Genomic DNA, 26,329 nt, shown 5'->3' with positions numbered 1-26,329 from the left:
GTCAACTTCTGCTATGATAAAATAGGTTTTTCATCCAGAAAGGACTGAATTCGGTTGTTTAATTCATTTCTACTCACGTTATATCATGTATTTCTGCCCATATCCCTTCCGGTGATAGGAGGCATTCTGCTAAAACAGTTCAAAAATTGGGATACTCGGCCGCTGTCGACCCTTTCCCTTTATATTTTGAGCCCTGCGCTTATCTTTGATACACTGCTGCATGCCGAGATTACATGGACGGACGTAACGGGCACGTTCTGGTTTTCTATTATTAATTTAATCGCCCTGTGGGCACTGGCTGAACTGTTGAGCCGAGTATTCCATCTTGGGGCAAGCGAAAAAGCGGGACTTACCCTTGTCTCCACGTTTACAAACTGCGTGAATTATGGGCTCCCGCTTGTGTTGCTTGCCTTTGGACAGCTTGGATTGGATAAGGCTTCGGTATATGTCATCGGACAGATGATCATTGTAAACACAGTAGGTATCTTTTTTGCCGCCAGATCCGAATTCACCGTCAAAAATGCGATTCTGTCCGTCTTCCGTATGCCTTCCATCTATGCTGCTGCGATAGCCATCATCCTGCGTGCATCCAATCTGAGCTTGCCAGTGGCACTGGATGGAGGCATCTCCATGCTCGCAGCCGGTTACTCCCCTGTCGTACTGGCGATTCTCGGTGCGCAGATGCTAAGACCGCGTGGTTCCGTCGAACCTTGGAAACCCAACGTCCGCAAAGCATTCTGGACTGGACTTGTAGTACGGCTTGCCGCAGCACCAGTACTCTCATATCTAATCCTGACTGCACTTCAGATTGAAGGAACGTTATTCAGTGTGCTGCTGATCCTGGCGTCAATGCCGACCGCAGTGAACACAGTAATTTTGGCCGAGCAATTTAATGCCTCTCCGCAGTTTGTGTCCCGTTGTATTCTGTGGACAACCGCCGCGTCCATGGTCATTCTGCCGATCATGATTGTGATGTCTTCCTGATCAGCACGGAAGCTGAAGTTGGAGACATCGCCGCCTGCTTGCGTTTCTCCAACCGGCGTTCAAAGCGGCGTTTGAGTGCTCTGACATAGAAGAACTTGACGACAAAGTAAGAAATCACACCCAGGATGACTCCAAAGACGGACATGCCTGCCAAAATATCCAGACCACCCCGCAATAGTTCACTTAGCGCAGACCAGTTGCCGCGAAACAGCTCCATAAAGGCACTCTCATGAACTAGTCCCTGCCCCATGCTGTGCGCCGGCAATATCCAGGAACCAATTTGCTTGGCAAGTGGCATCAATATGATGGGTAGGAATGTTAGCTTGCCGACCACGTTTCCCACAATAGCAGCTGGCAGCGAACCACCGGACAAACGTACAATCGGATAGAACACGAGATATACCAGTGATGCTGTGGAAATGACGATCAGTTCCAGACCAAAACCTAAAGCAAATCCGGTAGATACTTTATGTGCCCCGCCGGGAGCACGTAACAATTTGAGAAAATTAAGCTTCAAAGCACGTATTAAACGTGCAAAACGTGAGTTTTTGCTTTTCTGTAGGTTCATACCGAACTTCCCCTTATCTTACACAAATGACGGCTCAAGTCGCCTATTCTTCAGTATATCACACCGCGTTAACGCCTGCTGTTATAATCACTGGCTGTGTCTCGATGGCGACGTTACCTGCTACCGCTCTGGAGATCATGCAGGACTCTTCTGCTTTATGTGCCAGGCGCTCTGCCTTCGTTACATCAGCATCAGATGCATCCGTTTTGAGCACAATTCGAGGTCTGTGTATGATCCGTTCGTACGTAAATACGTTATTGGTAACATCCACCGTCGCTTCGGACTCCAGTGTCAGTTCATCCGGTGTAATATCCGATCGCTCCAGCATTGCTGCCAGCGTAATCAAATAACAGGTAGACGCTGCACCCAGCAGCATTTCATCCGGATTAGTACCGGTACCCGGACCACCCATCTCCTGTGGAATCGAAATGACTGTTTTTAACCCGCCTGCATCAATATGCCCTTCACTGTTACGTCCACCATTCCAAGTAGCTTTCAGGTGAAAAGGATGTTTCATTATATTCATTCCTTTCTAATTAGACACGGACACATGTTATAGATTGTTCATTCAGTGCGCTAACCTGCTCTTCCTCTAAGCCCAGATCAGTTATTACTTTTGCCACACTGCTGAGTTCTGCCACTCTTGTAAAAGCCTGCACGCCAAACTTACTCGAATCTGCCAGCAAAATAACTTCATCGGCTATGCTAATCATCTTCTGCTTCACCAGTGCCTGCAATTCATTCGACTCACTGATGCCCTTGGTCAGATGTACACCTTTGCAGGATAAGAAAACTTTATCCACATGATAAGCATCAAGCGACCGTTCAGCTAGCGGCCCCACAAACGATAGGGACTTCGAAGCAAGCTGCCCGCCTGTCGCGATTACACGGATCTGTTCCTTGTTACTAAGCTCCGCCGCGACCTTAATGGAGTTGGTCAACACGGTGAGTGGTATGTTTGGCAGTCCTGCCGCCATATACCACGCCGTTGTACTGGCATCCAGCGCTATCCGGTCACCAGGCTCTACCATTTTCACCGCTTCGTCCGCAATTTTGCGTTTCTCTTCTGCATGAGTTACAGCCCGCTCCGGATAAGGGATTTCCGACTGCCCCTCTTCTTTATATTTTACGCTGACAGCCCCGCCATGGGAACGTCTGAGCCTTCCCGCCTGCTCCAGCTTGTCCAGATCACGACGGATCGTCTCTTCCGTCACACCGCAGCGCTCACTAAGCTCGGTTACGCGCATACTTCCCTGCGCATCTACCCATTCCACAATTTTCTCATAACGTTCAGCCACGAGCATCTTCATTCACTCCAAACCGTTGATTATCCAAGATGAATCCTGTTCATCCCATCATACCACAGTGCCCCCGGAAGGAGAATTTCATCGAGGGCGCAGAAGGTGCAAAAAAGAGGGAGCTTACGCTCCCTCCATTTCGAATGAAATTGTGTCTTATTTATCGTCAGCCATAGGGAACCAGCCCGGCGTGTGAATAATTGCATTCCACAGACCGTCAGGGATAACCAGACGTTCCTGATCCGATTTGGTGAGAATCGTCTCGATATCTTCCTCATGTCCGCTTTCGATTTTCTCAACCCAGTCAGGCTCGATAATCAGCTCACGACCGATCGCAAGCAGTGGCACACCACTCTGAAGAGCTTCGGCTGCCTCGTCTGCTGTATGGATGGCCCCTACGCCAATGATAGGCAGTTTACCGTCCACGCGGTCAAGGATAAATTCAATTCTGGAGCGAGTATCTGCTTCACCTCGTCTTGGCTTGGACCAGAACTCGTTAACGGATACATGCAGGTAATCCAGATTTTTATCTTTCAGCGCATCCACCAGTGCATACGTCTCTTCCATGGTCAATCCCGGTGTTTCCGGCTCTTCTGGTGAGAAACGGTATCCAACAATAAACGGCAGTTTCGTATGTGTAGCTACAGCCTTCTGGACTTCATCCACCACAGCCAGTGGGAATGTGAGACGTTTCTCGATGCTTCCACCCCAACGATCTTCACGTCGGTTGGAATGCGGAGAGAAGAACTGCTGGATCAAATAACCGTTCGCACCATGAATCTCAACACCGTCGAAGCCAGCTTCAATGGCACGGCGGGTTGCTTCCCCAAAGTCTTTGATGATGAACGTAATTTCGTCATCCGACAGCTCTCTTGGTACAGGAGATCCCGGACGCTCACTGGCAACAGCGCTTGGAGCAGCGACTTGACCCGCTGGTACCGCTTGTTCTGGCGTGAGACGACCTGCATGGAAAATTTGTAGTACGGCTTTGGAACCTTGCTGCTTAATTGTATCGGCCAGACGTTTCAGACCGGGAATAAAGCTATCGTCATAACTACCAAATTGAGCTGGAAAACCAATTCCATTCGGAGTTACATGGGTTACCGCTGTAACAGACATACCAGCACCACCAGTACGACGTGCATAATAAGCAAGTTCAGCGTCTGATACAGTACCATCGGGATTCGAGGACATATGAGTCATGGGAGCGAGCACGATCCGGTTTTTCAGCGTAATGCCGCTTGGCAGTGAAACTTGTTCAAACATTGGGCTATACTTTGGATTCATTCGTGGTTCCCTCCTGATTAAATATCTCTTTTAATAGATATATGAATATATGCGTTCGATTACTGTAATGATTATAGTTACGTTTCACTCACATTTCAACTTTTCATTTTTTACCCATATCCATTCCATGCTTAAAGCTCGCTGCTCCATTCGCTTCCCGCCTTTTGTCCATTACACTTGTTTCTTGTTTCTCAACCCAAAGAGACGGAGTGTCCTATGACTCTCCGCCTCATAAAACTGCTTGCTCAGCTTAGAAACTGCGTACGTATGCCAGCTTCTGATCCATCTCTTCCACACATTCATAGCAGTCATGCTCATCATTGGCTACCATCGGAGTAACCGGATACAGATTCATTTCTGTACTGTTGTACGATTTCAAAAGTGGAAGCAGCTGTGTCACGCGTGTGTTCGCCGGATCCAGCCAAGTATTGATCTCTTCTTCAGACAGAATCGCCGGCATTTTGCTGCCAAACTCCCGTGTAACCATGTTCGCCCCCGCCATCAGCATCGTGCAGGTACGCAGTGGCTGTTTGCGCGTATCTTTCCAGACCTCGTATAATCCCGCAATGCCAAACAATCCGCGATCCGGCATAACCACACGCACCGCACAGCTTTTCTTGCCTTCCTGACGCCAGTAATACAAACCATTGCATGGGATAACACAACGCTTCGTCTCTACCAGCTTGTAGTAGGCTGGGTTCTCATGCACCGTCATGAGATTGGCGTTAACTGCATCGCGTCCCCAGAACGGAATGAATCCCCATCGGAACTCGTCCAATACCCGCTCACCATCCTGATGCAAAATAATCGGTGTATGCTGGGTTGGGCTGATATTGTAACGGTTTTTGTAATAATACATCACCCGTTCAATCTTAAAATGATCCCTGACCTCATCCAAATCGGCTGCCAATGAAAAACGGTTACACATGCTTAGGCACTTCCTTTCCCTGCTTGAATTGAATTTGATTGTATTGTTTGTTATTGCAGGGAAATTATGCATGCTTGCATAGAAAGCATCAGTAACCGTGTGAAATCTCCCTATTTCTCACTGCCTGAGCTATAGAGAAGCCTGAACTGCTGCGGGGTCATCCCGTTATAGGTCCGAAACAAGCGAATAAAATAACTGCTGTGTGTAAATCCACACTGAGAAGCAATTTGTTTCACGGATAGTTCCGAGTCTGCGAGCATTCTCTTCGCAACCAGAATGCGGCAGTTCAGCAGAAACCTGCCGGGCGGAACCCCCATGATGCTCTTGAACATGCGATTAAAATAATACACGCTGTATCCGCCATTTCAGCAAGACTTAGCGGTTGTGTGCAGTGACGACGAATATAATCGGCAGTTGAGCGGATTGTATCCTGATGGTTCAGTAAAGACGTTCCTTCGATTGATTCCGAATTTCGTGCCAGTTCAACTAGCAACTCATACAGTACCGCCGACAACTTCGGTTCATGCACACTCTCATAACCTGCACCGAGCTGGCATAATTGTTCATGCAACTCCTCGAAACGGTCCTCTCCAGAGAATGAAAAGAGCCACACTTTATCCGGATTCCGCAAGCCCAGCAACCGCTCCAGATCGTGGGCTTGCAGATGAATCCATCTGATATCCCAGGGATCAGATGGATTGGCATAATACTGCTGTGCTTGTCCAGGCGCATATAGAAAACCTTGTCCAGCCGTTAATCGGACGCTGCCCTGCTCGGTTCTCACTTCACCCTGTCCGTTGAAAACCAGATGCAGATTATACTCCCGTATTCCGTCCGGACGATGTTCCCTGTGCTCTGGATCGAGATATCTTCCGTAGGCTACCGGATAACATGTATACCCTGCATGCCCGGGCTCCGGCATAAACCAATGTATTCGCATGTGCTCAACCTTTCAGAATAGCAAGATCATGATACCCTATCGCAACATGTTATTATATTCCCCTCTCATTATCTATTATAAGATGAAATAGACTCGACACTCTTCCACAAGATGATGATAGTGGAGTCATTAAGCACGGGCTTGACCGTGCATGAAAATCATTATGTTCCACACCGAAGGAGAGTAACATACATGAACCAAAACCGACCTATACAAATGGGCGTTGAATATTATCCTGAACATTGGGACCCTAACCTGTGGGAGCAGGATGCCCGATTAATGGCCGATAGTGGTGTACGTATTGTACGTGTGGGTGAATTTGCTTGGAGCCGAATGGAGCCTGCCGATGGACAATTCGATTGGACATGGCTTGATCAGGCGCTCGATACCCTTCATCGCAATGGGCTTCAGGTGGTGATCGGTACACCAACGATGACACCACCGCGCTGGCTCACCGAAAAATGTCCTGATATTCTTCCGGTGTTGGCAAGTGGACAGTTGTACCATGAAGGAGTCCGCGGCCACCGCTGTTATAACAGTCCGAGCATGCGGACGTACAGTGCACGAATTGTCCAGAAGCTGAGCGAGCGATATGCAGGACATCCGGCTGTGATTGGCTGGCAGACTGATAATGAGTTCAGTTTCACGGATTGTCAGTGTACTGCTTGTTCAGAGGCTTTTCGCGAGTGGGTTCGTGCCCGTTACATTACACTAGGGCAGCTCAACCAGGCTTGGGGTACTGTTGTCTGGAGTGGAGAATACAGCGATTGGGAACAGGTGACGCCACCATATGGCGGCTCTCCGTTTCAGAATCCTTCGTTCCTGCTGGACTACTCCCGTTTTCAGTCGGATTCCATTGTGGCTTTTCAAAGCATCCAAATCGAGATCATTCGGCATAACTGTCCCGATCATTTTGTCACTCATAATTTTCACAGCTATCCGCAAAAGGCAGATCAATATAAAATCGGTCAGGACCTGGATTTCGCTTCTTTTGATTACTATCCCAACCCTTCACCGAACAAAACGGACACCGCACCTTACAGTGGCGCATTGTCGCTAGATCTGACACGTGGTATCAAACGCCGCAATTTCTGGATTATGGAGCAGCTTAGCGGACCTCCGGGATGCTGGTTTCCGATGTGGCGCACACCCCAGCCCGGCTTCTTGCGTGCTTACTCATGGCAGACTATTGCCCGAGGAGCGGATGCGGTCGTGCATTTCCGCTGGCGCAGTGCCACTATAGGAGCAGAACAGTTCTGGCATGGACTGATTGATCACAGCAATGTTCCAGGGCGACGGTTCAATGAGTTTCAGCAACTATGTACCGAAGTGAACAGTCTGGGTGAACGCCTTCAGAGCTCCACCTTACAGAACGAAGTCGCCATTCTGCATTCGCATGATCAGTTAAACGCTCTACGAATTCAGCCACAGGCGGAAGAACTGGAGTACTACGAAAATATTAAAGTATGGCATCGTGCCTTGACCAAAGGGGGAATCAGTACAGATGTTATCCATTCCTCGGAAGCGCTGGATGGCTACAAAATCATCATCGCCCCGCACTTATATTTGCTGGACGAGAACACCGCCGAACGTCTGCAAGCTTTTGCAGCGGATGGTGGCATATTGGTCTTAACGCATCGCACCGGTGTCAAAAACGATAACAACGTCTGTGTCATGGCGCCACTTCCAGGTATGTTATCTGCTTGCTCGGGCGTGCGTGTTACCGAATATGATCCCATCGGTGGTGACCAAATTCAGATTCGGGATGAGAAGGGCAATACATATGCTGCCTCACAATGGGCTGATGTGTTGGAACTGGACACGGCACAGGCGATTGCGGTTTATGCGAATCAATTTTATGCTGAAAGTGCAGCTGTCACTCAAAACAACTGGGGTAAAGGTGCTGTCTATTATGTGGCGACCCAGCCGGATGAAGCTTATCTGAGCCAGTTATTGCGAACCATCGCTGAACAATGTGGCCTGTCCGAGATGCAATCCCTGCCAGACGGTGTCCAGGTGACAACCCGCTCAGGACCGAATGGAACGTTTCGTTTCATCCTGAATTTAAGTCCTGAATCTGTCTCCATTCCGTTGCAAGCATCATACACCAGTGCATTGGATGGAACTATGAAAGGACCTCGACTGGAACTGGGGCCGTATGATATCGAAATCTTGGAGATTCAATAATATGTAACATCTCTGCGCTTAAAACAAAATGAACCATGAAAAGGCCCGGGTATGCACATCAAGTGCATCCGGGCCTTAAAGAATTGGGCGTTAACAACATAAACCAATCTTACTTGATTACAATTTGATAAAGTCAGCCATGGAACGAACCTGGATGGCCCCCGCCTTGGAGACAGCACCATCAGATCCTTGCAATTCCCCTCTGGCGGTGAACTTGACCTTCACAGGAATACCCGGAATGAGGTCGTAGAAATTGTCCGAGAACACCCCTTCTGCCTCAGTAGAAATCCATACTTGTTTTGCAAGCACATCACTTTCCAGGACCAGATGCACGCCATCATTCTCGGTAACTTCGGTTACCTTAATTTGCGCTGGTTGCAATGCAATATCCTTTGATGGTGCAAAATAATGTTCCTGTGTGATGTCGGATGCCCCATCCTGCTTCAGATCAATACGCAGCAATGTTGTTGCAGCATCGCGACCTTCCAGCCATTCCGCCTGGCTCAATGACAGCACCTGTTGACCAGAGTTGGATGCCAGAGCGACTTCATGCTCTTCCTCACGATATACTGTGCCATCAAAGCCAATCAGGCGTATCTGGAGTTTGCCTTTCACAGGTTCAAGCTGATCCGAGATGAGGTAAATATCTGTCACATCTTCCTTCGTACCATCTACCGATACCAAGATATCACTGAAGCTGCGTTTCGCGTAATATTGCAATGCTTTCCAACGTCCGAAGTAATCCATACCCGCCCAGGAAGCCACCGGCCAGCAATCATTCATCTGCCAGTAGAGCGTTCCCATACAAAACGGTTTGCGACGACGGTGAGCCTCAATGGCTGTTTTCATCGCCTCAGCCTGAAGCACTTGGCTCATATAGAGGAAGGATGGGAAATCCTTCGGCTCATGCATGTACATATCCATGTATTGTTTAATCAGACGATTACCTGCCCCGTTCTTCTGATGCGCCAGCATGACTTCAGACTCCAATGCCAAATCCTCTTCCTCCGCATACTTGCGAACCGAATCATACTCAGGGAAGGACTGGAAGCCATACTCACTCATGAAGCGTCCAACATGAACGTTGTAGTTCTCAAAGGGCTCCACATTATGCCACACACCCCAATAGTGGATATCCCCTTCAGATGTGGATGGGTGAGCATGCTGTTTCTCGTCTCCCGACAGTGATACCAGTGGTGAAGAAGGCCAATAATCCACACCAGGAGCATAGGCTTCAACCACTTCAGGCAAAAGATCATGGAAAATAGCTTCGTAATCCGCCCAAATGCGTTCTCTTTGCTCCGCGTTGTAATCTTTTTTCCAACCCCAGCCGCCATCCTCAATGTAATGTGCCCACGCTGAATCAATCTCGTTATTACCACACCACAGCACGATGCTTGGATGATTACGCAGACGTTTCACATTATCAATCGCCTCATGCTTCACACTGTTCAGGAAAGCCTCGTCTCCAGGATACATGCTGCATGCAAACATAAAGTCCTGCCATACGAGCAAACCATATTCGTCACACAATTCGTAGAATACGTCTTCTTCATAGAAGCCACCACCCCATACACGGAGCATATTCATGTTCGACTCGGCAGCAGATACAATCTCATGCAGATAGCGCTCACGTGTCACTTCTGTTATGAAGCTGTCATTGGGAATGTGGTTCGCACCTTTGGCAAAAACAGCAACTCCGTTTAACTCAAAATAAAAGGATGCTCCCGCTTTATCACTGTCACGAACCAGACGAATGGACCGAATACCCGTTTTGACTGTAGACTCAGCCACAGCCTGTTCGCCCTGAATCACTTCCGTATGGAAAGAATACATATGCGCGTCACCCAATCCGCGGCTCCACCACAACTTCGGCTCAACAATAGAGATTGGAACCTCCACAGTTTGGACGCCCGGTTTCAGGGTTACAGCCTGCTCCCAACTCTGTTCATCCGTTCCTACTCGAATAACTGTTTCTATCGATTGCGTAGACTCCACTTCCACGACCGCAGTGAGCGAAGCGGAAGCAGCGGTTACTTCATTTTGTTGAATGAATACATCATTAATTCGTACGTCCGTCCAGCCTTCAAGGCGTGCTTCGCGCCAGATTCCGCTGGTTACAAAACGTGGACCCCAGTCCCAACCGTAGTGATACGGGGCTTTCCGTGCAAAAATACTCACTCTTTTATCGCCTAATCCCCCCACGTCAGATTGATCATTCGATGCAGGCAGGGCATATCCGAGCTTCTCCAGCTTCGGCAGATCTTCATTAATCGGGGAACGAAAACGTATTCGGAGAACGTTGCCACTTGTCTTTACAACAGATTTCACGTCGACTGTCCACACCCGGAACATATTGTCTGCCGACAACAGATGTTGTTCATTCACATACACATCTGCATATGTATCCAAACCATCAAAGACCAGCTCCAGATGCTGCGACGACAGCAGTGCATCATTCACATCAAATTCGGTGCGATATTCCCAGTCTTTCTTATCGACCCATTGAATTTCTTTTTCGTTAGTTCCATAGAAAGGATCCGGTATTTTACCCAGTTTCAGCAAATCCGTATGCACACAGCCGGGTACGTGAGCCGGCATCCATTCCTGATCCTCACAAGCCTTGAACATCCAATTCTGAAAAGTCTGCGATTGTATTTTGCTCATGACAGCCTCCGTTATCATTGAAGTAGTTTAAAGAAAACACTTTGTTAGGTTTTGTTATTATAAAAATGAATAACTCACAAAACAAAATTAACATGATATGCTCAATTCAGTCAATCTGTTTTGTGAATTATTTCTAAAAAACCTATCCGACAAACAAAAAAAGACATGAAGCTCAATCTCTCCATGTCTTTTCACCCCAAGTTTATAGCGTACTGGTGTGTGTTATTTTTAACATTTCTAAATTCACGTTCGTTAGCTTCACGTTAAAATAGCATTGTACTCATCACGAATGATTAATTCCGAATAAATCAGCTTTCTTTCAAAAGGCCCGTCCGGATGCTCCATGCGCCACAATAACTGGTCCACCGCACGTCTGCCCAGATTCTCCTTATCGATATGCACCGTAGCAAGAATAGGCTCTTCTGTACGGGTATTATCGAATCCGGTTACTGCACAGCGCTCCGGCACCTCGATGCCCCTGCTTTGGAGTGCACCAATCACAACAGCGGCCATGTGGTCGTTGGCACAGACCATCACTTCGGGGATATCCTCCATCTTCATGCCCACAATGGATTCCCGAATGTGATCCAGATCAGGTCCCAGCAAATCTGCTTGCTGCGAAACCTGCAGCTGCATCTCTTCCAGTACCGAACGATAGCCGAGCCATCGCTCTCTGAAACTGGCTGCATCAGGCAATTCACCAGCAAACTGTAGCCGTCTGTATCCCTTTCCAACGAGCATCAACACCAGTTCCTTCATGCATTTCATGTTATCTGTAAACACCGTATCTCCATGAATTGCCGGGTCTTCATGATCAACCATCACAAGTGGAATATGCAGTCGATAAATCTCGAGCAATACGGATGTGGAAATGGAACCGACAGTAATAATTCCGCTGATGGCTTCGGGATTAAGGACCGAAAACATGCGATCCGAGGAAGGTTCCGTCAAGGTCAGGATATCCATGCCCTTCTCATTCAGGCGTGCAGATATTCCGTCAAAGATGGGTCCCCAGTACAGGGAGGAACGATTCTGCGAACGAATGTTAGGAAATAAGATCAGAATAGTTCCCTGTCTATCCATCTTCATCTCCTGTTCAGCAGGGGATTCCACCAGATAACGTTTCGGTTCAGCTTTGAAATATCCGAGCTGTCCTGCCGTCCTAACAATCATCTCCCGGGTATGTTCACTGACGCCAGGTTTGCCGGTCAACGCACGAGAAACTGCGAATTTGGATACCCCCGCAGCATCGGCAATTTGCTGCATGGTTACTCTTTTGGCCATCCTTCTCACCCGTTTTTCCTTTATTTTTTCATTTAGTGTAGCATAAAAAAAGTGATTCAACAAAACAAGTTATGCAAAAATTCATTTTGTTAGGTTGATGATTTGCTAGGAATTCTGAAACTCTCTCGGATAAATAACAAAAAAAGTTCCTCCACCACCTTCACAACCTGAAGATGATAGAAGAACTCTTGATTTTTTCAGAATTATACACCTGGTGCTCCCTGATCTCCCAGTTCGGTCTGTAATGCTGTCCGCTTTCTGCGCCAGAATAACGGATAAGGAACTCTGATCTCCGTAATCAGAACACCAATGAGCATCAGTACTGCACCCGCATACCCTTGCAGCGTAAGGGACTCCCCTTGAAAGGTAAACGCAAATGCTGCCGCAAACAACGGTTCGAGCGAAAAGATCAGACTCGTTCTCGTTGGTGATGCATGCCGCTGCGCGAGTATCTGCAAAATGTAACCAATGCCACTGCATAGTACCCCCAGACCCAGAATGGCTACCCAAGATTGTGGTGTGTCAGGCAGACGTGGTGTCTCCAGCATAAATGTAGCAGCCAGCCCCCACAGGGCTGCAACGCCCAGTTGAACCGTACCCAGGGTTAGCGGATCATGCTTCGGCGTATACTTGCCAGCAATCATAATGTAGATCGCGTACATTAATGCTGCGAGAATGCAGAGGATATCCCCCATATGCAGGCTAAGCTCATGTTGAAGTGTCAACAATGCGAGCCCGGTTACCGCCACGAGAATACTTATCGTTAACCGCAAGTCTGGCATTCTGCGATGCAGAATTGTCGTCAGGATGGGCACAAAGATCACTGCCAAACTGATCAAAAATCCTGCCTGGGAAGCCGTTGTGCGCTGTACTCCATAAGTGATAAATACAAAGGCCGCGAATAACGCTGTTCCCATAATAGCCCCTGCTGCAAGCGTTCTTCGATCCATTCTGAACAGTCGCCGATGGAAAAGGACAGCCGCCGCGATAAAGGCAATTCCGAACCGGAAAGCGACCAAATTCAGCTCCTGCATGGACTCCAGTCCTGATTTCATAAACAGATAGGATGATCCCCATATTACCGTTGCGAGCAGCATCTGCAAATCCGCTCTTCTTGATGCCTGACCTTGTGGTGCACGTACTCCGTTCATCTTGCTTCTACCTTCATTCTATGTATTATAATCTAACCAAGGCTCTGTCGAACTAACTCGCCTTGGCAAGTATAAACGATCTCTTTGCATTATAAAAATGAATATTTATAATAGATAATATGAAATAAACTCATGTATTAAATGAAGAGAGGAACGAAATTTTTCATGTCATTGGTCAAATACGAAATTTTGAATGCCGTAGTGGAATACGGCAGCCTCACCAAAGCAGCAGAAGCATTGAATATTACCCAATCAGCGGTCAGTCATGCTATCGCTAGTCTGGAGACCGAGTGTGGTTTTTCACTGCTGAATCGCGGCCGCTCCGGTGTACGACTAACTGCCGAAGGGGAACGGATTCTGGGCTATACTCGTGAAATTCTGCGCTGGACGGAACTGATGAACCAGGAGATTTCGTTGATTCGCGGCGCCGAGATTGGAACCGTGCGCATCGGCACATTCGCCAGTGTATCCACACAGTGGCTGCCTGGCATCCTGAAGCAATTTCGCCTCGGTCATCCCGGAATCGAAATTAAGCTGTGGGAAGGGGACTACGCAGAAATTGAAGGCTGGCTGGCAGGAGGTGCTATCGATCTCGGTTTTCTGTCCCTAGGCGATTCCATTACAAAAAGACAGGATGATGTGCATCCTGCCTCTGGAACATCCACTCGCTACGGAGAAGTCTGTCTCATTTGATGTATTGCTGGAACAGCCCTTTATTTTACCTAAATGGGGTGGTGATAACGAGATCGAACGGTTGATCCGACAGCATGCGGCCAAGCTGAATGTGGTCTATGAGGTCGCCGAAGATCAGGCCATCATGGCGATGGTTCGAAACGGTCTTGGCATCAGTCTTTTGCCTGAAATGGTTCTTCAACACCATACGAACGAGCTCTCTCTCGTTCCACTCACTGGAGATCCTTATCGTACAATTGGCATCGCTTGCCCGTCTCTCACTAACCTGTCCCCTGCTTCGCGTCGTTTTATTGAAGCGGTACAGGAATGGCTCACACCATCTTTATAATCGCTTCCCAGTTGCTTCAACCTAATCCCATACCCGATCCAACTGATCTGCATAGAAACGGATTGCTCTGCTGTAGTCGGTTATTCCCTTATCCCTTGATGTATCGGCCAGTTGTACCAGCAGCCGCTTCATTGCCTCCGCATGCTCGCCCAGATTGTAGAGCACCATGGCAAGAAAAACTTCAAATTCCCGGTTCTCCGGGAATTCACTTAACCCCTTTTCAAACCAGGCCTTCGCCTGCTCATACTGCCCCAGAGTCCGATACGTGCTGCCAAGTCCAAGTATGGCACCTGTCCTGTCCTCAACCGGAAGCCCTAGACTTAGAGCCTTCTCATAATGCGGTACCGCTTCTCGTTCCAGTCCAAGTGAATCATGAGCCCAAGCGAGCTGGTACCAAACCTGCGCATTGTCCGGTTCTTCTAATGCCAGTTTCTGCAGCAGCTCTATCGCCTCCTGCATTTTCCCCTCCGTCCTCAAGAGGATAGCCTGCTCCAAATCGCTCATCTACTCCACTTCCCATTCTTCCAAAATCATTTTCCATAGTATAATTATAGCAAAAAAACACCCTGAGAAGTATGGCCGGAACAACCAGAGGTTGTCCAAGCCTATTCTACAGTGTGCTTTTTCGTAAGGTGCCAGCTATGTTGGCATCTTCATATTCGAATATTTCACAAAAGTGATGAATCGCTCAGGACCAGGTTGTGTTTGCCACCATTACAATGAATACAACCATGAGATAATTGACGGAGATCAGAAAGTTAACCTTAGCCCATTTCTCATTATCCTGAGTTTTCAATCCGCTTAGTGTATGGACAAACCAGATCAGACCACCAATGACGGATACAAGCAGAAACACAAGCCCAACATAGTTGTAGTAATACAACAGAAATACAGCAGGAAGCAACAGAAACACATAAGGAATCATCTGCACCTTTGTACGCTTCACACCTTTGACTACTGGCAACAGTGGGAAACCGGCTGCACGATATTCTTCCACTCTGCGAATCCCGAGTGACCAGAAGTGAGGTGGCTGCCACAGGAATAACAGCGCAAACAGCAACCAGGCACCTACATCAATCTGATTGGTTACCGCGCAATAACCGATTACAGGCGGCATCGCCCCCGCAATTCCACCTAATGACGTACTCCAGGTCGAGCTGCGTTTGAGCCACATCGTGTAGATCACGATATAAGCAAACCATCCGAGCAGTGCCATCCAACCGGATAACGGATTGACCAGGAAGTACAGTAGCGCAAAACCAACCACACCAAGAACAATTCCATACCCGAGTACAAACTTTGGACTGAGATGGTTGATGTAATCAATCCGCTTTTTGGTGCGCTCCATCTTCTGATCCAATTCACGATCCCAGTAGTTGTTAATTACACAAGCCGAAGCGATGACCAAGGTTGATCCAATCAACACCATGAGCAGAGATATCCACGAGATATCCCATTTTGAAGCGACCCAGAACCCTACCGCTACCGCAAACACATTTAGCCGCAAAAGTCCGGGTTTCGTTAATGCAATCATGTCTTTAAGCATGAGAAGCCTCCTGAACTATGTAAAAACACCATTCCTATAATGATACATGTACATACCATGAATTACAATCTCCTTCATGAATTTGTCATAACCAAAAAGCATCCCAACGGTTCAATGGAACCGGAGGAATGCTTAACCGTTTAATTTTGATTTACTTTTAAGGAATGTACTGCTGTACAATTTTGATCACTTTTCCGTCCTGCACAGTGAGGTGATACGGGAATACGGACAGATCAAGAATATTGGTATTGTCATACAAGGATTCGAATTTGCTGAGCGCCACTGACTCATTCCATTGAATGGTGGTGCCCGACACTGTACCATCACGATCATACAACTGCATCAACACTTCAGCATTAGCACTTACTTCTACCTTTTCCTGCTCTTTGCTGTCATTGACAATATAATAACCATCAGGAGCACCATCTATACCAGAGCCCGGATTACGTTGTTCAAAAACTTTATCAGCCTCTGCACCTTGGTACCAGCCAATCTTGTCTACAATCAAGTACAATTTACCATTCTCATGCTGTATGTCTTCCACATACGCTGTAAACATCTCGGAGTTTGCAGCTTGCGCTTTGGCAGAAGCCTGTACAGAGTCCGTGCTCTCCTCAGCGTTCGCTGGTGTAAGCAAATATGTAGCAAGCACAATCATGCCAAGCAATGCAACAGCCGCACCCAGCATTCGTAATTTCCATTGTTTCGCCGCGTTCTTCATAGGCAGCATCTCTCCTTATTATGAACGTTACTATTCCTTAACCGGAAGGCTTTCTCTTCAAACGCTCATATGAATATTTAATCTTTCTTTTACTCTCCCTATCATACTGGGTGTACACACTGCAAAAGTATCAGCCAGATGAAAAATAGTTACAATAGGTGTCATAAAAAAGAAACCCTGAACGCCATGGCATCCAGAGTCACTATTGGCTTAGCTTTTAGTTTCAGCTCGATCTTAATGATTCGGGGTTGAACCTTGTGCCAGACGCACAAGCATATGTGCCAGCATATGGCGTTCTTCCTCTTTCCCAACATTCCACAGTTCTTGGAGCAACTTCTCTTCACGGTTAAGCGGCTCTTCACGGGCTGCCAAATAGTCGGCTACTTTCTCGGCGATTTTGGCCATCTGTTCCTCACCCAGTCCAATCGATTCTCCCATTGCAATTCGTTTGCCCAGATATCCTTTAAAGGCATCAAAGTTCTGTAAAATCTGTTCCCGTTCCTCCGGCGCAATCTTATCAATCGCATTGTCTACCTTGTCGGTTGAAACTTGGCCATCTTTATGGATAACATGATTTTGTTCATTCATCTGAAAAACCTCCTTGAGAATACTCGCTTTGTGGAATGTAAGCAAAATGCTTAATCATACCAGGTTATCTATAATATAAACTTCTCGCTGGAGATTAATCAGACCATTTCTATCCTTTAGCCATCAACTGCTTCCTCAGAAATGCTTCCTAATCGCCATACTGCCAGACCTCCCCACATATACAGCATGGCACTCAGATAAAATAATACATCGATCGTCAGCCAATCAATCAGCACACCGCCAACAATAACCGCAAATCCAGACGCGGCGGATGTCCAGAAATGATAGTTACCTATAGCCGTGCCACGTCGCCCAGCCACCGTATAATTGGCGAGTAGCACCCGTTCACTCATTCGCTGCATCGCATTACATATCCCCATCATGATTTGCAGCAGCAGCACCCAAATGTAGGAAATGACCCAAGGAAATGCAATCATGGCTGCGGCCATCCCCACCGAACTCACAATGAGCCACTGCTTGGCGTGTCGATCCATCCGGGGAGCGAGCCATTGCGAAGCAGCAGCCGAACTGATTGTAAATACGGCAAAGGCAAGCCCATATTTGGAGAAGCTGTTACCCAGATTTTTGAGAAACAAAAGATAATACGGATAAATCATGCCCGAAGCGAGCGTAACAATACTTTGAGATCGAACAAGCCACTTGATATTCATGGATGATTCCCTCCATACTGCTCAATAAAATAGTTCATAAAAAGATGATTGGGATCAACCTTTTCTTTGTCTGCAAAAAACTCATTCTTTCGTGGATAGGCCTGTTCGAATTGCTCTAAAGTTGCATAACCTGCATAGGGAAGATAATATGTTCCGTTATATCGAAGGACGGCATCTATCAGTTGCTGCATACTGTGCTTAAACTTTTCTTGCTCTGCCTCGGACAACGAAGCGTGAAATAAACAGACGAGTCCGAACATATCCTGCGTCGCATATGAAAGCACAGCTTCTTCATCATGTTTCACATACCTGACTGTAATGTTAAGCAGATCCAATTGCTCCTGAGATACAATCTCACCCATCTCCTGAACAAATGCGGGGAAGGCATCAACCGGAATAAAATATTCCTGCAGCAGATCATTTTCACCCGGCTGATGATACTCCATGAAGGCAGACGCAGAAGCCATCGCATTGTTGCGGCTGAGCCTCTTGCCATCCTGTGACTCGAAATACCGCTGTTGCAGCGGCCAAAACCAGGCCCGCCCCCATTCGAATTCACGGTTCAGGTTGAACAGTAGTTTGCTCGTGAGCACGCCCCTTTCACGTTCATCCAGATGATTATAATCATCCAGTGAAGCCGTTGGATCAGAGGCATAATTCAATGCGTACATCTCGCGAAAGTAGCCTTCACCGGGCTGAACTGAAATTCGGGCCAGATGCATACGCATCATCGGGTCTCCCAGGACATTCTTTTGAAAATAAGACGGGTAGTCCCCAACCTGCACCTGCTCCGTTGTGAGACTATAGACTTCATCATCCGTTAACGTCAACGTAACGTCCAGAATCACGCCAAACAGTCCGTAACCCCCGAGTACAAGCGGGAAAAGCTCGGCATTCTCGGTGCGACTCACTTGCCGAATCTGACCATCTGCCGTCAAGAGATGAAAGGAATCGACACTTTCAATCAAGGAACCTTGATGAAGCTCTCGACCGTGTGCATTTACACTGATAGATCCGCCTACGGTGAAAATATTTTGGGACTGCATATTTTTGACCGCCAATCCATATGGGTTAATGGCTCGCTGTACGTCAGCCCAGGTCGCCCCTGCCTGTACACGCACCTTTTTGGCATCGGTATTGACTTCCAGCACTTTGTTATAAGAGGTCATATCTATGACAATGCCATCTTTATAATAGGTGTGTCCTCCCTGACTATGCCGCTGCCCGGCAATGGATATTGTCAGGTTCCGCTCTCGGGCATCCTGAAGCAGTTCAACGAGCTGCTGCTCTTCATGACCTTCCACTACACGTTCAACCTTAACCGGATGAAGGCGGCTGTAGTCGGTAATCAGATATGGATTCTGATCATCGCTATCTGTTCTCCAATATGTCCACACACATAAAATCAGAAGTAACAGGAGCATGCTCGTTTTTTTGAACAGATGAACTCCTCCTCCCCTAACACATAGCGTTTCAATTTGATTTGATTGGTTAATCGTTTACATATAGATTACAAGGATTGGATATGTTAAGGAACACCTTAAACATACCTGAATAAGGAGGGATTTTCCATGAATGAATATAAAAAAGAGCGAAAAAACAAGGATCTTGAGCCTGGTGTGAATGCAATTATTGAACCCGATCCGAACAATCCCGGCCCAACCGACATGATTGAAGAAGCCGTAGGAGAAATCGTAGACAACATCACTCATCCTCACAAAGCCAAAACGACCGAGATCCGCAATACAAACAGCAAATAAATTCTGACCATCCTTTTGCAAGCAGTTTGCGTACAATGCAAAAAGTCCTCCAACCTTAATCATAACGGTCGGGGGACTTTTAAATTATTTTTTCTATGAATGGGGCTGTTCACCAGTGGCGTTTAGATCTGATTCACTTTGTTTTCCTTTTTCATCTGCTGCAATGCCTTGTGAATCCAGATCGCGGCAATCGAACCTTCGCCCATGGCAACCGTAGCTTGTTCCGCGTGCAGGCCCAGATCCCCGGCAATCCATACATTAGGTGCGGCCTGCATGCTTCGTGCGTTGGCTTCCACGTGTTTATTATCCGAGATGACGGCTCCAAGCTGCTCTGCCAGTTCATAATGTACACGATTGCCTCCAAACGCGATAAATCCACGCTCTGACTCAAAAATCTGTCCATCTTCCGTCAGCACACCCGTAATATGGCCATCTTCCATCTGTTGCACTTCTTGGACGGCCGCCTCAAGGTAACGAACTCCTGCCTCTTTCATGCTTCGATGAAGCTCAGCGGAGATTGGCGACTGCTCATGGTTGATGTACAACAACTCATTGGTACGTTGAATCAAAACCATAGCCATGTTTGCACCGGCTTCGCCTGCACCCAGCAATATCGTGCGCTGATCCTGAATCTCATATCCATCGCAATCCGGGCACACATATACTGTTCGTCCTAAGGTTGGCGTTAATCCTGGAATGGCCGGTATCCTGTCCGTTAGTCCAGTTGCCAGTAAGACTGTTTTTGCCATATATTCAGAGCCGGAAGAGCCGAACAATTGAATCTGTTCCCCCCGGCGTCCTGCCTTAATGATACGGTCTTTCTCAAAAGACACTCCAGTCCGCTCTGCCTGCATTCTTCCTTTGGACCGCAGCTCTTCACCGGAGACTCCATCGGGAAAACCAAGAATATTATGATAGGTTCGGCATAACGTTGATCTGCCTTCTCCTGCGTCCACCACCAACACCCGATGGGAAGAGTAACGCCCCATCTGAATGGCTGCCTGAAGTCCTGCGAGTCCTCCACCTACTATAATGCAATCATACTCTCGCATGCTCCATCTCCCTCCTATGCTTCTATCTCTTATATGTTATTGGACAGTTCACTATCCTTCTATCCATTTACACCGCTCAACCAGAATCAAACGTAATCCGTTACAACTTAGCTTTTACCAAAATAAAATAACCCAAACCATCCGTCTGAATAACGGTGCGTTTGGGTCGGTTTAAGAAAGAATTATTATTCCGGAATTTAGAAAATGTATGATTCAAATCGTGAAGCGTTCGAAATGGCATTCCATACATCTGCCGTCTCTCCGCCCATATACCAGTAGGCCAATCCGGCAATATTACGCTCTTCGCTCATCATTACTTTCGCGGATAATGAACGGCTGTCCTCTGCCCATATATATCTCGGCGTCCCATTACTGTTGTAGCCGATGACATATTGGACCAGATCTGCATCCCATCGTCTCACAGAACCTGAAGCTCGTGCACGTGTTCCCTGTTCTGCCAAAGTGATGTCCCATGAACTGGCTCCCGGATTAACGGAAGACCAATCCCGTGTATATAAAGGCAGGGCCAGAATTGTTTTGGCGCGAACTACCTCAGCGAGCATGGTATCCAGAGCCTTTTCAACCCAAGGAAGAGATGCCACAGACCCTGCTTGCGGGTCGCCGTTCCAATGTTCCTCATATCCCATTAGTACCATGTAATCCGATACGGCACCCAATTGCGCATAATCAAATGCATCGGTCCAGTCTGTCCCCAGATCTGGTGATACATCTACGGACACAACAGCGCCAAGTGCATGCAGAGCCGTTGTCAGTGAAGTAATAAATGCGGTCATTCCTTCACGATCAGCTGGCAGTACGTTCTCGAAATCCACGTTAATGCCATCCAGTTTATATGTTTTCACAAAAGATGTGACCTGTGAGATCACGGCTGCCCGGTTGGCTGAACTCGATAACATCTGGTGGGTAAGGTCCGGGTTCGAACGATTGCCAAGCAACGGCCATACCTGTCTGTCTGTAGCAGATGCCCAGGATAATAGCGACGTGTCCGTGAGATCCGTGACTTTCATGCTGCTATTTAGGAAGAACCAACGGGGAACCAGTGTGTTGGCTTCCGACTGTTCAATCTGTTTCTTGAACTCAGCTGTAGAAGCGTTATATTGCCATCCTAGCTGAATACCGAGCTGATCCTCGCTTTTCAGCTGATCTGACCAGGTTTTCTTTTGCAAAATGGCATCCAGCATAACTGCTGCCTCTTCTCTGGTCACTTGGTCATGCGGGCGAAACTTGCCATCACTGCCGCGCATCAAGCCAAGCTGATATACGGTCTGCACATAAGGACGCGCCCAGTCGGATATCTCAGCTGCATCGTTATATGTGGATGAAAGGAGGTTCGTTGATTTGGAAGATTGTTTCAGCATCCTCACCAGCAGTGCAGCCGCTTCTTCCCGAGTAATGGAGGCGTTTGGCTGGAACACTCCCTGACTCTTGCCCTCAAGAATGGAAAGATTGGTCATGGCTGCAACGTTGCCGTAATACCAAGCGTTTATGCTGACATCGTTATATGGATTAATATTGTTTTTAACGGGCTTCAAACCTAGCAGTCTCACAGCAAATGTTGCAAATTCAGCACGAGTGACTGCCTTTTTGGGCTCAAACGTATTCTCGGAGGTTCCGGCAGCAATTCCCGCCTTGACCAGGTGTGCAATGGCATCCTTAGCATAACTAGAGGTTGTATCATGGAACACCTGCTGAGCCGCTGCTGCCTGAGCTGTGGATGCACCGATGGAGATTGATCCTATGGTCAGTACGCCGCACAAAACAGCATTCCATAGCTTTCGCCGGGTACGTTTGTATATTCTATTATTCACATCAAAAAGCCTCGCTTCAATGGAGTACGATCTACATCATCGTATCAAATTGAAGCGAGGCCGTATGTGCTTAAATATTGGGAAATTCGCTGAGCGATGTCACCTCAATTTTTTATGAATCGAGGTCACAATCGGGTTCAGGCAAAAGTCTTACTTGTGTACTTTTACACGTTGTTCAATCGGTTGGAATTCTTTCTCGCCTGGTGTTGCTGTTGGTTTGCCGAATGGCATTTGAGCGATCAGTCTCCAGTTCTCGGGAATGTTCCATTCCTGTTTGACCTTCTCGTCAATCAACGGGTTATAGTGCTGCAGGGAAGCGCCAAGACCTTCTTGCTCCAATGCAGTCCAGATCACCAGTTGCAACATACCGTTGGACTGGTTCGCCCAGATCGGGAAGTTATCCGCATAAGCTGCAAAATTTTGTTGAAGCTGCGCGATCACATTGTTGTCTTCGAAGAAGAGTACTGTACCGTAACCGCTGCGGAATCCAGCCATTTTCTCAGCTGTAGATTGGAAAGCTTCTTCATTGCCAACCACTTCACGCAAAATTTCTTCCGTGTGATTCCACAGTTTGTCGTGTTGTTCGCCGAGCAATACTACGGCACGAGATGTTTGTGAGTTGAATGAAGTTGGAGTGTATTTTACCGCTTCTTCCACGATTTCCTGGATTTTAGCATCCGAGATTGTGGATTCCTTGCTGATTCCATAATAAGATCTTCTGTTTTTCAACGCTTCAAAGAAAGATTTAGACATAAATATTCGCCTCCCAAAATGGTATTTCCTAAATTGCCAACACAGTAACTATAATATAGTAACATACATTAGTCAACAAACTATTTTATTTTCACTAAATGTACATTATATTTATTTCAAACAGCTATTGCATGAATATGATCACTTGGACTCGCGGTAATCTGCTCGATATTTCTCTTCCGATGACGAATTGCTCTTGGTCTGATCCTTATCCTTCTCTTCCTGCTTCTCCATATTCAGATCTTCCATTGGAATCGGGTCCACCGTCTGCTCTTCCTCATGTAAATCAAGCAAACTCTCCTGCTCTGTCCGATACTGCTCGGGATTATCATGGAAACGATCCTTATGTGCATCCTTGTTATTTTGATCCGGTGTGCGCTCTTTCATTCGTGATTCCTCCTCAGTTTTCATTTACCCTTCTTTTACCTTTTCTGTCTGGCTTCTAAACACGGAGCGGATATGAGATGAACGTAACAGGTGCATCTATGTCTGCATCAGGAGGTAAAATAGAAAAAAAGCCAACCAGAACGGACTGGTGGCTTCATCTACTTGTATTCAGTTCCATTTTATTGATCACTGGGCAAAGCAATGAAATCTCCGAGAGTCAATTTGGCTTCAAAAATAATACTCTCATTCTCTTCAGCCAATCTCCCTCGTATCCACACAGCTCCCTGCGTAACCGCTGAACGCTCAACAATCATTTGCTCCTGCATACGAATCTCACGATGATATGAAATTTGCAGACGGATCATGCCTACAGCCAGTTCATCCAGTGTTAATGCATCACAACATACGTCTGCATACCGGGCGTTATTCATGTGACCATTACTGTCTGTGCTGCTGTATTGCACAGTTAGACGATATTGTTCCTGCAAGCTGAGTTCAGAGGGAACTGTCACTTTAGCAGGGGCTTCACCTAAAGATAAATCAGGATGCGATTTCACTTCAAAAGGCAAAGCTGATGGTCTGACGACTCTGCGTCTCTTAAGATCGACCAACGCCCAAGCCGTGAGAGCCTCAGCCAGATGTGTTCCCTCTCCATCTGTAAGGATATAATCCCTTAACCATGTCACACCTTTATTTTCTTTATGCCACGACTGCAAGGATACTTCTTCTTCCAATCGGGCTGGGCGCATGATCGTGACATCTGTCGTTAATAGCATCCAGCCCAATCCCTGATCCAGCATCTGCGATACGGTAACTCCCATACCTGCTAAATCGCGGTCTGCTGCCAACTGCATATGTTCCAGTAACGCAGATGGACGACATTGTGATCTGTAATCGGCATCGGCTGATCCAATTCGGTAATCAAGCTTGAATGGTTGTTCAGATTGCATTCAGTAAACCTCCTCAGGCTGTGCAGCATGTAAAATTTTTGATCCGTAACACTACATTAATCAAACGATCGATGTAATCGACTGCGATACAGATCTGGTGCACACCCTACACTTTGTTTGAACATACGGCTGAAATGGGATAAACGTTTGAACCCGGCCAACCGGCTGGCCTCTGTCACACTGATATCCGGCTGGAATTGGAATAACAGCTTGGCCTGATTAATGCGGCGGTCATACACATATTTAAATATGGTACTACCCGTCATTTCTTTAAACAATCCTGCCAAGTAAGGCTTGGACAGATGAAGCTCACTTGCCAGATCATCCAGACCAATATCTTCCATATAATGGGTTTCAACATAACCAATGATATGCTGTACATGCCGCTCCTTCTCGGAAGAGGGAAGGTGGTCCTCGACCCTGCCTCGGCAGATCCCCGCTATAACATACAGCAGGTCACATAAGCGAACATTCATGCGTTCCTCTTTGAAATCCCCCGGATTCACCGTAAGCTGATGCAAACTCAGCAGCAAAGCTTCGAATTCGGAGCGGATATTGCCTGTCAGATTGATCCGACAGTTTCTCAGTTCTTCGAACGGCTTTAACACTTCGCTCACCCGGTCCGGGTGCAGACTGCTGCGGATAGCCGAGGGATCGAAGTGCAGCGTCGTTCGCACATACGGTCTGCCTGGCATGGGATGTGGCCTATGAAGGGTCATGCCATGCATCAGGACCAGATCACCCGGTTCAAGGTTGTACACTCGATCTCCAATCAGATAGGTGCATTCACCATCATGAAAATAGTACACTTCATATTGCGGATGCGAATGAAATCCGTCCGATGCTCCAGGGTCGTACGTGCTGGTGGAGCGGTAGCTATATTCCAGTGGACCACTAAATTGCATTACACTTGGCACGTTCAAGTACCTCCTGTTCTGGAGAGGTTTCTTACCATTTTACCCGTTTCACATCATATCGGATAGTACTGGACAGACTTTGAAATATAGAAGGCCATGCACATACCCGTTTGTTTGCACGGTACGTGTCATGGCCCTTTAGGATTTTGAAAGATAACTTACAGTAGCTGTTCAATACTCGCCTGGATCTCGTCAATCGAGTCAACAGGTTCAAAACGATTAACCACATGCCCTTCGGCATCAATCAGAAACTTCGTGAAGTTCCACTTGATTGCATCACCATGCAACCATTCCGGTGCTTTATCCGCCACCATCAGCTTCAGCAGTTTCGCTTGTACATCCGACTCATCAAAGCCTGCAAAAGGTCCCGACTTTTTCAAAAAGTCATACAGCGGATGCGCCGCTTCTCCATTGACATCCATTTTGGAGAACATGGGGAATTTCACGCCATAGTTAATCTGACAAAAGGACTCCGCTTCTTCGCTGCTTCCCGGTTCTTGCTCCGCAAACTGATTACACGGGAAACCAATGATCTGAAGCCCTTGCTCTTTATATCGATCATAAAGCTTCTGCATGTCGTCGAACTGATGCGTGTACTTACACTTGCTCGCTGTATTCACGATCAGTACAGGTTTTCCTTCGTATTGATAGAGCGGGAAACGTTCTCCACTCGTTTTGGTTACGCTAAAGTCATAGATGGTTGGCATAAGATTGGTGCACCTCTCGATGTTATGTAGTTATACAGACTCATATGAATTTCTATTATATACGAAATAGAAGATTCTGTATCGTAAAAAAGCCTATAACTACTGCAACGCTACGAACAAATCAATCTCAAGC

The 26,329-nt window shown here is 47.2% G+C and carries 28 protein-coding genes; 5 read left to right on the top strand and 23 right to left on the bottom strand.

Annotated features, from left to right (window positions below):
* The first annotated feature begins 54 nt into the window (after positions 1 to 54).
* Positions 55 to 984 (top strand): AEC family transporter, encoded by a 930-nt coding sequence (locus ACDJ58_RS10980; protein ID WP_413377817.1) that lies wholly within the window; start codon positions 55 to 57, stop codon positions 982 to 984.
* Here ACDJ58_RS10980 and ACDJ58_RS10975 read toward each other — a convergent pair.
* From ACDJ58_RS10975 to ACDJ58_RS10945, 7 genes are all read right to left on the bottom strand, one after another.
* Positions 962 to 1,552 carry a DUF2062 domain-containing protein gene (locus ACDJ58_RS10975; RefSeq protein WP_413377815.1) on the bottom strand — a complete coding sequence of 197 codons (591 nt, stop codon included), beginning with the start codon at positions 1,550 to 1,552 and terminating at the stop codon, positions 962 to 964. The two genes, ACDJ58_RS10980 and ACDJ58_RS10975, sit on opposite strands and share 23 nt — an antisense overlap.
* 58 nt (positions 1,553 to 1,610) lie before the next feature.
* Complete coding sequence (locus ACDJ58_RS10970) at positions 1,611 to 2,069, bottom strand: OsmC family protein (RefSeq protein ID WP_413377813.1); 459 nt, start codon at positions 2,067 to 2,069, stop codon at positions 1,611 to 1,613.
* A 19-nt stretch (positions 2,070 to 2,088) separates the two neighbouring features.
* On the bottom strand, positions 2,089 to 2,856 hold the full coding sequence (locus tag ACDJ58_RS10965) for a DeoR/GlpR family DNA-binding transcription regulator (protein ID WP_413377811.1): 768 nt from the start codon (positions 2,854 to 2,856) through the stop codon (positions 2,089 to 2,091).
* A 150-nt stretch (positions 2,857 to 3,006) separates the two neighbouring features.
* A complete protein-coding gene (locus tag ACDJ58_RS10960; RefSeq protein WP_413377809.1) occupies positions 3,007 to 4,137 on the bottom strand; it encodes an NADH-dependent flavin oxidoreductase in 1,131 nt (376 codons plus the stop codon).
* Between the two features lie 250 nt (positions 4,138 to 4,387).
* Positions 4,388 to 5,065: an SOS response-associated peptidase gene (locus ACDJ58_RS10955; RefSeq protein WP_413377807.1), complete on the bottom strand. Its 678-nt coding sequence runs from the start codon at positions 5,063 to 5,065 to the stop codon at positions 4,388 to 4,390.
* A gap of 110 nt (positions 5,066 to 5,175) precedes the next feature.
* Positions 5,176 to 5,382, bottom strand: coding sequence for a helix-turn-helix transcriptional regulator (locus ACDJ58_RS10950; protein ID WP_413377805.1), 207 nt, complete (start codon positions 5,380 to 5,382; stop codon positions 5,176 to 5,178).
* Positions 5,352 to 6,005, bottom strand: coding sequence for an AraC family ligand binding domain-containing protein (locus ACDJ58_RS10945; RefSeq protein WP_413377802.1), 654 nt, complete (start codon positions 6,003 to 6,005; stop codon positions 5,352 to 5,354). Before ACDJ58_RS10945 ends, ACDJ58_RS10950 begins: the two co-directional genes overlap by 31 nt.
* Positions 6,006 to 6,197: 192 nt before the next feature.
* Here ACDJ58_RS10945 and ACDJ58_RS10940 point away from each other — a divergent pair, with 192 nt between their 5' ends.
* Complete coding sequence (locus tag ACDJ58_RS10940) at positions 6,198 to 8,192, top strand: beta-galactosidase (protein WP_413377800.1); 1,995 nt, start codon at positions 6,198 to 6,200, stop codon at positions 8,190 to 8,192.
* A gap of 117 nt (positions 8,193 to 8,309) precedes the next feature.
* Here ACDJ58_RS10940 and ACDJ58_RS10935 read toward each other — a convergent pair whose 3' ends face one another.
* From ACDJ58_RS10935 to ACDJ58_RS10925, 3 genes are all read right to left on the bottom strand, one after another.
* Complete coding sequence (locus ACDJ58_RS10935; protein ID WP_413377798.1) at positions 8,310 to 10,859, bottom strand: beta-mannosidase; 2,550 nt, start codon at positions 10,857 to 10,859, stop codon at positions 8,310 to 8,312.
* Positions 10,860 to 11,117: 258 nt separating this feature from the next.
* Positions 11,118 to 12,143 carry a LacI family DNA-binding transcriptional regulator gene (locus ACDJ58_RS10930; protein WP_413377796.1) on the bottom strand — a complete coding sequence of 342 codons (1,026 nt, stop codon included), beginning with the start codon at positions 12,141 to 12,143 and terminating at the stop codon, positions 11,118 to 11,120.
* 203 nt (positions 12,144 to 12,346) lie between these two features.
* Positions 12,347 to 13,294 (bottom strand): DMT family transporter, encoded by a 948-nt coding sequence (locus ACDJ58_RS10925; protein ID WP_413377794.1) that lies wholly within the window; start codon positions 13,292 to 13,294, stop codon positions 12,347 to 12,349.
* Positions 13,295 to 13,459: 165 nt separating this feature from the next.
* Here ACDJ58_RS10925 and ACDJ58_RS10920 point away from each other — a divergent pair, with 165 nt between their 5' ends.
* Both ACDJ58_RS10920 and ACDJ58_RS10915 read left to right on the top strand, forming a co-directional pair.
* Positions 13,460 to 13,987 (top strand): LysR family transcriptional regulator, encoded by a 528-nt coding sequence (locus ACDJ58_RS10920; protein ID WP_413377792.1) that lies wholly within the window; start codon positions 13,460 to 13,462, stop codon positions 13,985 to 13,987.
* Positions 13,929 to 14,315, top strand: a complete 387-nt coding sequence (locus ACDJ58_RS10915) for a LysR family transcriptional regulator substrate-binding protein (protein WP_413377790.1) — start codon at positions 13,929 to 13,931, stop codon at positions 14,313 to 14,315. The genes ACDJ58_RS10920 and ACDJ58_RS10915 overlap by 59 nt, the downstream gene beginning before the upstream one ends.
* 21 nt (positions 14,316 to 14,336) lie before the next feature.
* Here ACDJ58_RS10915 and ACDJ58_RS10910 read toward each other — a convergent pair whose 3' ends face one another.
* The 6 genes from ACDJ58_RS10910 to ACDJ58_RS10885 form a co-directional block, all read right to left on the bottom strand.
* Entirely contained in the window at positions 14,337 to 14,819 is a 483-nt protein-coding gene (locus tag ACDJ58_RS10910; RefSeq protein ID WP_413377788.1) for a tetratricopeptide repeat protein, read from the bottom strand.
* 184 nt (positions 14,820 to 15,003) lie between these two features.
* The gene (gene cyoE / locus ACDJ58_RS10905) at positions 15,004 to 15,861 is read right to left on the bottom strand and encodes a heme o synthase (RefSeq protein ID WP_413377785.1); all 858 of its coding nucleotides are present in this window, start codon (positions 15,859 to 15,861) and stop codon (positions 15,004 to 15,006) included.
* A 157-nt stretch (positions 15,862 to 16,018) separates the two neighbouring features.
* Complete coding sequence (locus tag ACDJ58_RS10900; RefSeq protein ID WP_063563311.1) at positions 16,019 to 16,582, bottom strand: hypothetical protein; 564 nt, start codon at positions 16,580 to 16,582, stop codon at positions 16,019 to 16,021.
* Between the two features lie 234 nt (positions 16,583 to 16,816).
* On the bottom strand, positions 16,817 to 17,170 hold the full coding sequence (locus ACDJ58_RS10895; RefSeq protein WP_413377783.1) for a DUF3243 domain-containing protein: 354 nt from the start codon (positions 17,168 to 17,170) through the stop codon (positions 16,817 to 16,819).
* Between the two features lie 116 nt (positions 17,171 to 17,286).
* Entirely contained in the window at positions 17,287 to 17,841 is a 555-nt protein-coding gene (locus ACDJ58_RS10890; protein WP_413377781.1) for an MFS transporter, read from the bottom strand.
* The gene (locus ACDJ58_RS10885; protein ID WP_413377779.1) at positions 17,838 to 19,265 is read right to left on the bottom strand and encodes an FAD-binding oxidoreductase; all 1,428 of its coding nucleotides are present in this window, start codon (positions 19,263 to 19,265) and stop codon (positions 17,838 to 17,840) included. Before ACDJ58_RS10885 ends, ACDJ58_RS10890 begins: the two co-directional genes overlap by 4 nt.
* Positions 19,266 to 19,412: 147 nt before the next feature.
* Here ACDJ58_RS10885 and ACDJ58_RS10880 point away from each other — a divergent pair, with 147 nt between their 5' ends.
* Positions 19,413 to 19,601 (top strand): hypothetical protein, encoded by a 189-nt coding sequence (locus ACDJ58_RS10880; RefSeq protein WP_413377777.1) that lies wholly within the window; start codon positions 19,413 to 19,415, stop codon positions 19,599 to 19,601.
* A 122-nt stretch (positions 19,602 to 19,723) separates the two neighbouring features.
* Here ACDJ58_RS10880 and ACDJ58_RS10875 read toward each other — a convergent pair whose 3' ends face one another.
* The 7 genes from ACDJ58_RS10875 to ACDJ58_RS10845 all read right to left on the bottom strand — a co-directional run bounded on the left by ACDJ58_RS10875 (position 19,724) and on the right by ACDJ58_RS10845 (position 26,196).
* Entirely contained in the window at positions 19,724 to 20,653 is a 930-nt protein-coding gene (locus ACDJ58_RS10875) for an NAD(P)/FAD-dependent oxidoreductase (protein ID WP_413377775.1), read from the bottom strand.
* Between the two features lie 197 nt (positions 20,654 to 20,850).
* Complete coding sequence (locus ACDJ58_RS10870) at positions 20,851 to 22,482, bottom strand: S-layer homology domain-containing protein (RefSeq protein ID WP_413377773.1); 1,632 nt, start codon at positions 22,480 to 22,482, stop codon at positions 20,851 to 20,853.
* Positions 22,483 to 22,632: 150 nt separating this feature from the next.
* Positions 22,633 to 23,235: a nitroreductase family protein gene (locus ACDJ58_RS10865; protein ID WP_413377771.1), complete on the bottom strand. Its 603-nt coding sequence runs from the start codon at positions 23,233 to 23,235 to the stop codon at positions 22,633 to 22,635.
* Positions 23,236 to 23,376: 141 nt separating this feature from the next.
* Positions 23,377 to 23,622, bottom strand: a complete 246-nt coding sequence (locus ACDJ58_RS10860) for a hypothetical protein (RefSeq protein ID WP_413377769.1) — start codon at positions 23,620 to 23,622, stop codon at positions 23,377 to 23,379.
* A 179-nt stretch (positions 23,623 to 23,801) separates the two neighbouring features.
* Entirely contained in the window at positions 23,802 to 24,572 is a 771-nt protein-coding gene (locus ACDJ58_RS10855) for an acyl-[acyl-carrier-protein] thioesterase (protein WP_413377767.1), read from the bottom strand.
* Positions 24,573 to 24,628: 56 nt separating this feature from the next.
* The gene (locus tag ACDJ58_RS10850; protein ID WP_079694585.1) at positions 24,629 to 25,489 is read right to left on the bottom strand and encodes an AraC family transcriptional regulator; all 861 of its coding nucleotides are present in this window, start codon (positions 25,487 to 25,489) and stop codon (positions 24,629 to 24,631) included.
* Between the two features lie 158 nt (positions 25,490 to 25,647).
* Entirely contained in the window at positions 25,648 to 26,196 is a 549-nt protein-coding gene (locus ACDJ58_RS10845; RefSeq protein ID WP_413377765.1) for a glutathione peroxidase, read from the bottom strand.
* Between the last annotated feature and the right edge of the window lie 133 nt (positions 26,197 to 26,329).

Source organism: Paenibacillus taichungensis, from assembly GCF_047302525.1.
Lineage (GTDB): Bacteria > Bacillota > Bacilli > Paenibacillales > Paenibacillaceae > Paenibacillus > Paenibacillus taichungensis_B.
The sequence above is the reverse complement of the archived record's forward strand: the minus strand, read 5'-3'. Positions and strand labels throughout refer to the sequence as shown.

Coding starts and splice junctions, on each gene's coding strand:
- ACDJ58_RS10855 (WP_413377767.1), bottom strand. CDS start 24,572: ATGCAATCTGAACAACCATTCAAGCTTGATTACCGAATTGGATCAGCC.
- ACDJ58_RS10915 (WP_413377790.1), top strand. CDS start 13,929: ATGATGTGCATCCTGCCTCTGGAACATCCACTCGCTACGGAGAAGTCT.
- ACDJ58_RS10955 (WP_413377807.1), bottom strand. CDS start 5,065: ATGTGTAACCGTTTTTCATTGGCAGCCGATTTGGATGAGGTCAGGGAT.
- cyoE (WP_413377785.1), bottom strand. CDS start 15,861: ATGCTTAAAGACATGATTGCATTAACGAAACCCGGACTTTTGCGGCTA.
- ACDJ58_RS10900 (WP_063563311.1), bottom strand. CDS start 16,582: ATGAAGAACGCGGCGAAACAATGGAAATTACGAATGCTGGGTGCGGCT.
- ACDJ58_RS10920 (WP_413377792.1), top strand. CDS start 13,460: ATGTCATTGGTCAAATACGAAATTTTGAATGCCGTAGTGGAATACGGC.
- ACDJ58_RS10970 (WP_413377813.1), bottom strand. CDS start 2,069: ATGAAACATCCTTTTCACCTGAAAGCTACTTGGAATGGTGGACGTAAC.
- ACDJ58_RS10925 (WP_413377794.1), bottom strand. CDS start 13,294: ATGAACGGAGTACGTGCACCACAAGGTCAGGCATCAAGAAGAGCGGAT.
- ACDJ58_RS10950 (WP_413377805.1), bottom strand. CDS start 5,382: ATGGGGGTTCCGCCCGGCAGGTTTCTGCTGAACTGCCGCATTCTGGTT.
- ACDJ58_RS10875 (WP_413377775.1), bottom strand. CDS start 20,653: ATGCGAGAGTATGATTGCATTATAGTAGGTGGAGGACTCGCAGGACTT.
- ACDJ58_RS10940 (WP_413377800.1), top strand. CDS start 6,198: ATGAACCAAAACCGACCTATACAAATGGGCGTTGAATATTATCCTGAA.
- ACDJ58_RS10945 (WP_413377802.1), bottom strand. CDS start 6,005: ATGCGAATACATTGGTTTATGCCGGAGCCCGGGCATGCAGGGTATACA.
- ACDJ58_RS10930 (WP_413377796.1), bottom strand. CDS start 12,143: ATGGCCAAAAGAGTAACCATGCAGCAAATTGCCGATGCTGCGGGGGTA.
- ACDJ58_RS10890 (WP_413377781.1), bottom strand. CDS start 17,841: ATGAATATCAAGTGGCTTGTTCGATCTCAAAGTATTGTTACGCTCGCT.
- ACDJ58_RS10935 (WP_413377798.1), bottom strand. CDS start 10,859: ATGAGCAAAATACAATCGCAGACTTTTCAGAATTGGATGTTCAAGGCT.
- ACDJ58_RS10975 (WP_413377815.1), bottom strand. CDS start 1,552: ATGAACCTACAGAAAAGCAAAAACTCACGTTTTGCACGTTTAATACGT.
- ACDJ58_RS10965 (WP_413377811.1), bottom strand. CDS start 2,856: ATGCTCGTGGCTGAACGTTATGAGAAAATTGTGGAATGGGTAGATGCG.
- ACDJ58_RS10895 (WP_413377783.1), bottom strand. CDS start 17,170: ATGAATGAACAAAATCATGTTATCCATAAAGATGGCCAAGTTTCAACC.
- ACDJ58_RS10865 (WP_413377771.1), bottom strand. CDS start 23,235: ATGTCTAAATCTTTCTTTGAAGCGTTGAAAAACAGAAGATCTTATTAT.
- ACDJ58_RS10960 (WP_413377809.1), bottom strand. CDS start 4,137: ATGAATCCAAAGTATAGCCCAATGTTTGAACAAGTTTCACTGCCAAGC.
- ACDJ58_RS10885 (WP_413377779.1), bottom strand. CDS start 19,265: ATGCTCCTGTTACTTCTGATTTTATGTGTGTGGACATATTGGAGAACA.
- ACDJ58_RS10910 (WP_413377788.1), bottom strand. CDS start 14,819: ATGAGCGATTTGGAGCAGGCTATCCTCTTGAGGACGGAGGGGAAAATG.
- ACDJ58_RS10845 (WP_413377765.1), bottom strand. CDS start 26,196: ATGCCAACCATCTATGACTTTAGCGTAACCAAAACGAGTGGAGAACGT.
- ACDJ58_RS10860 (WP_413377769.1), bottom strand. CDS start 23,622: ATGAAAGAGCGCACACCGGATCAAAATAACAAGGATGCACATAAGGAT.
- ACDJ58_RS10880 (WP_413377777.1), top strand. CDS start 19,413: ATGAATGAATATAAAAAAGAGCGAAAAAACAAGGATCTTGAGCCTGGT.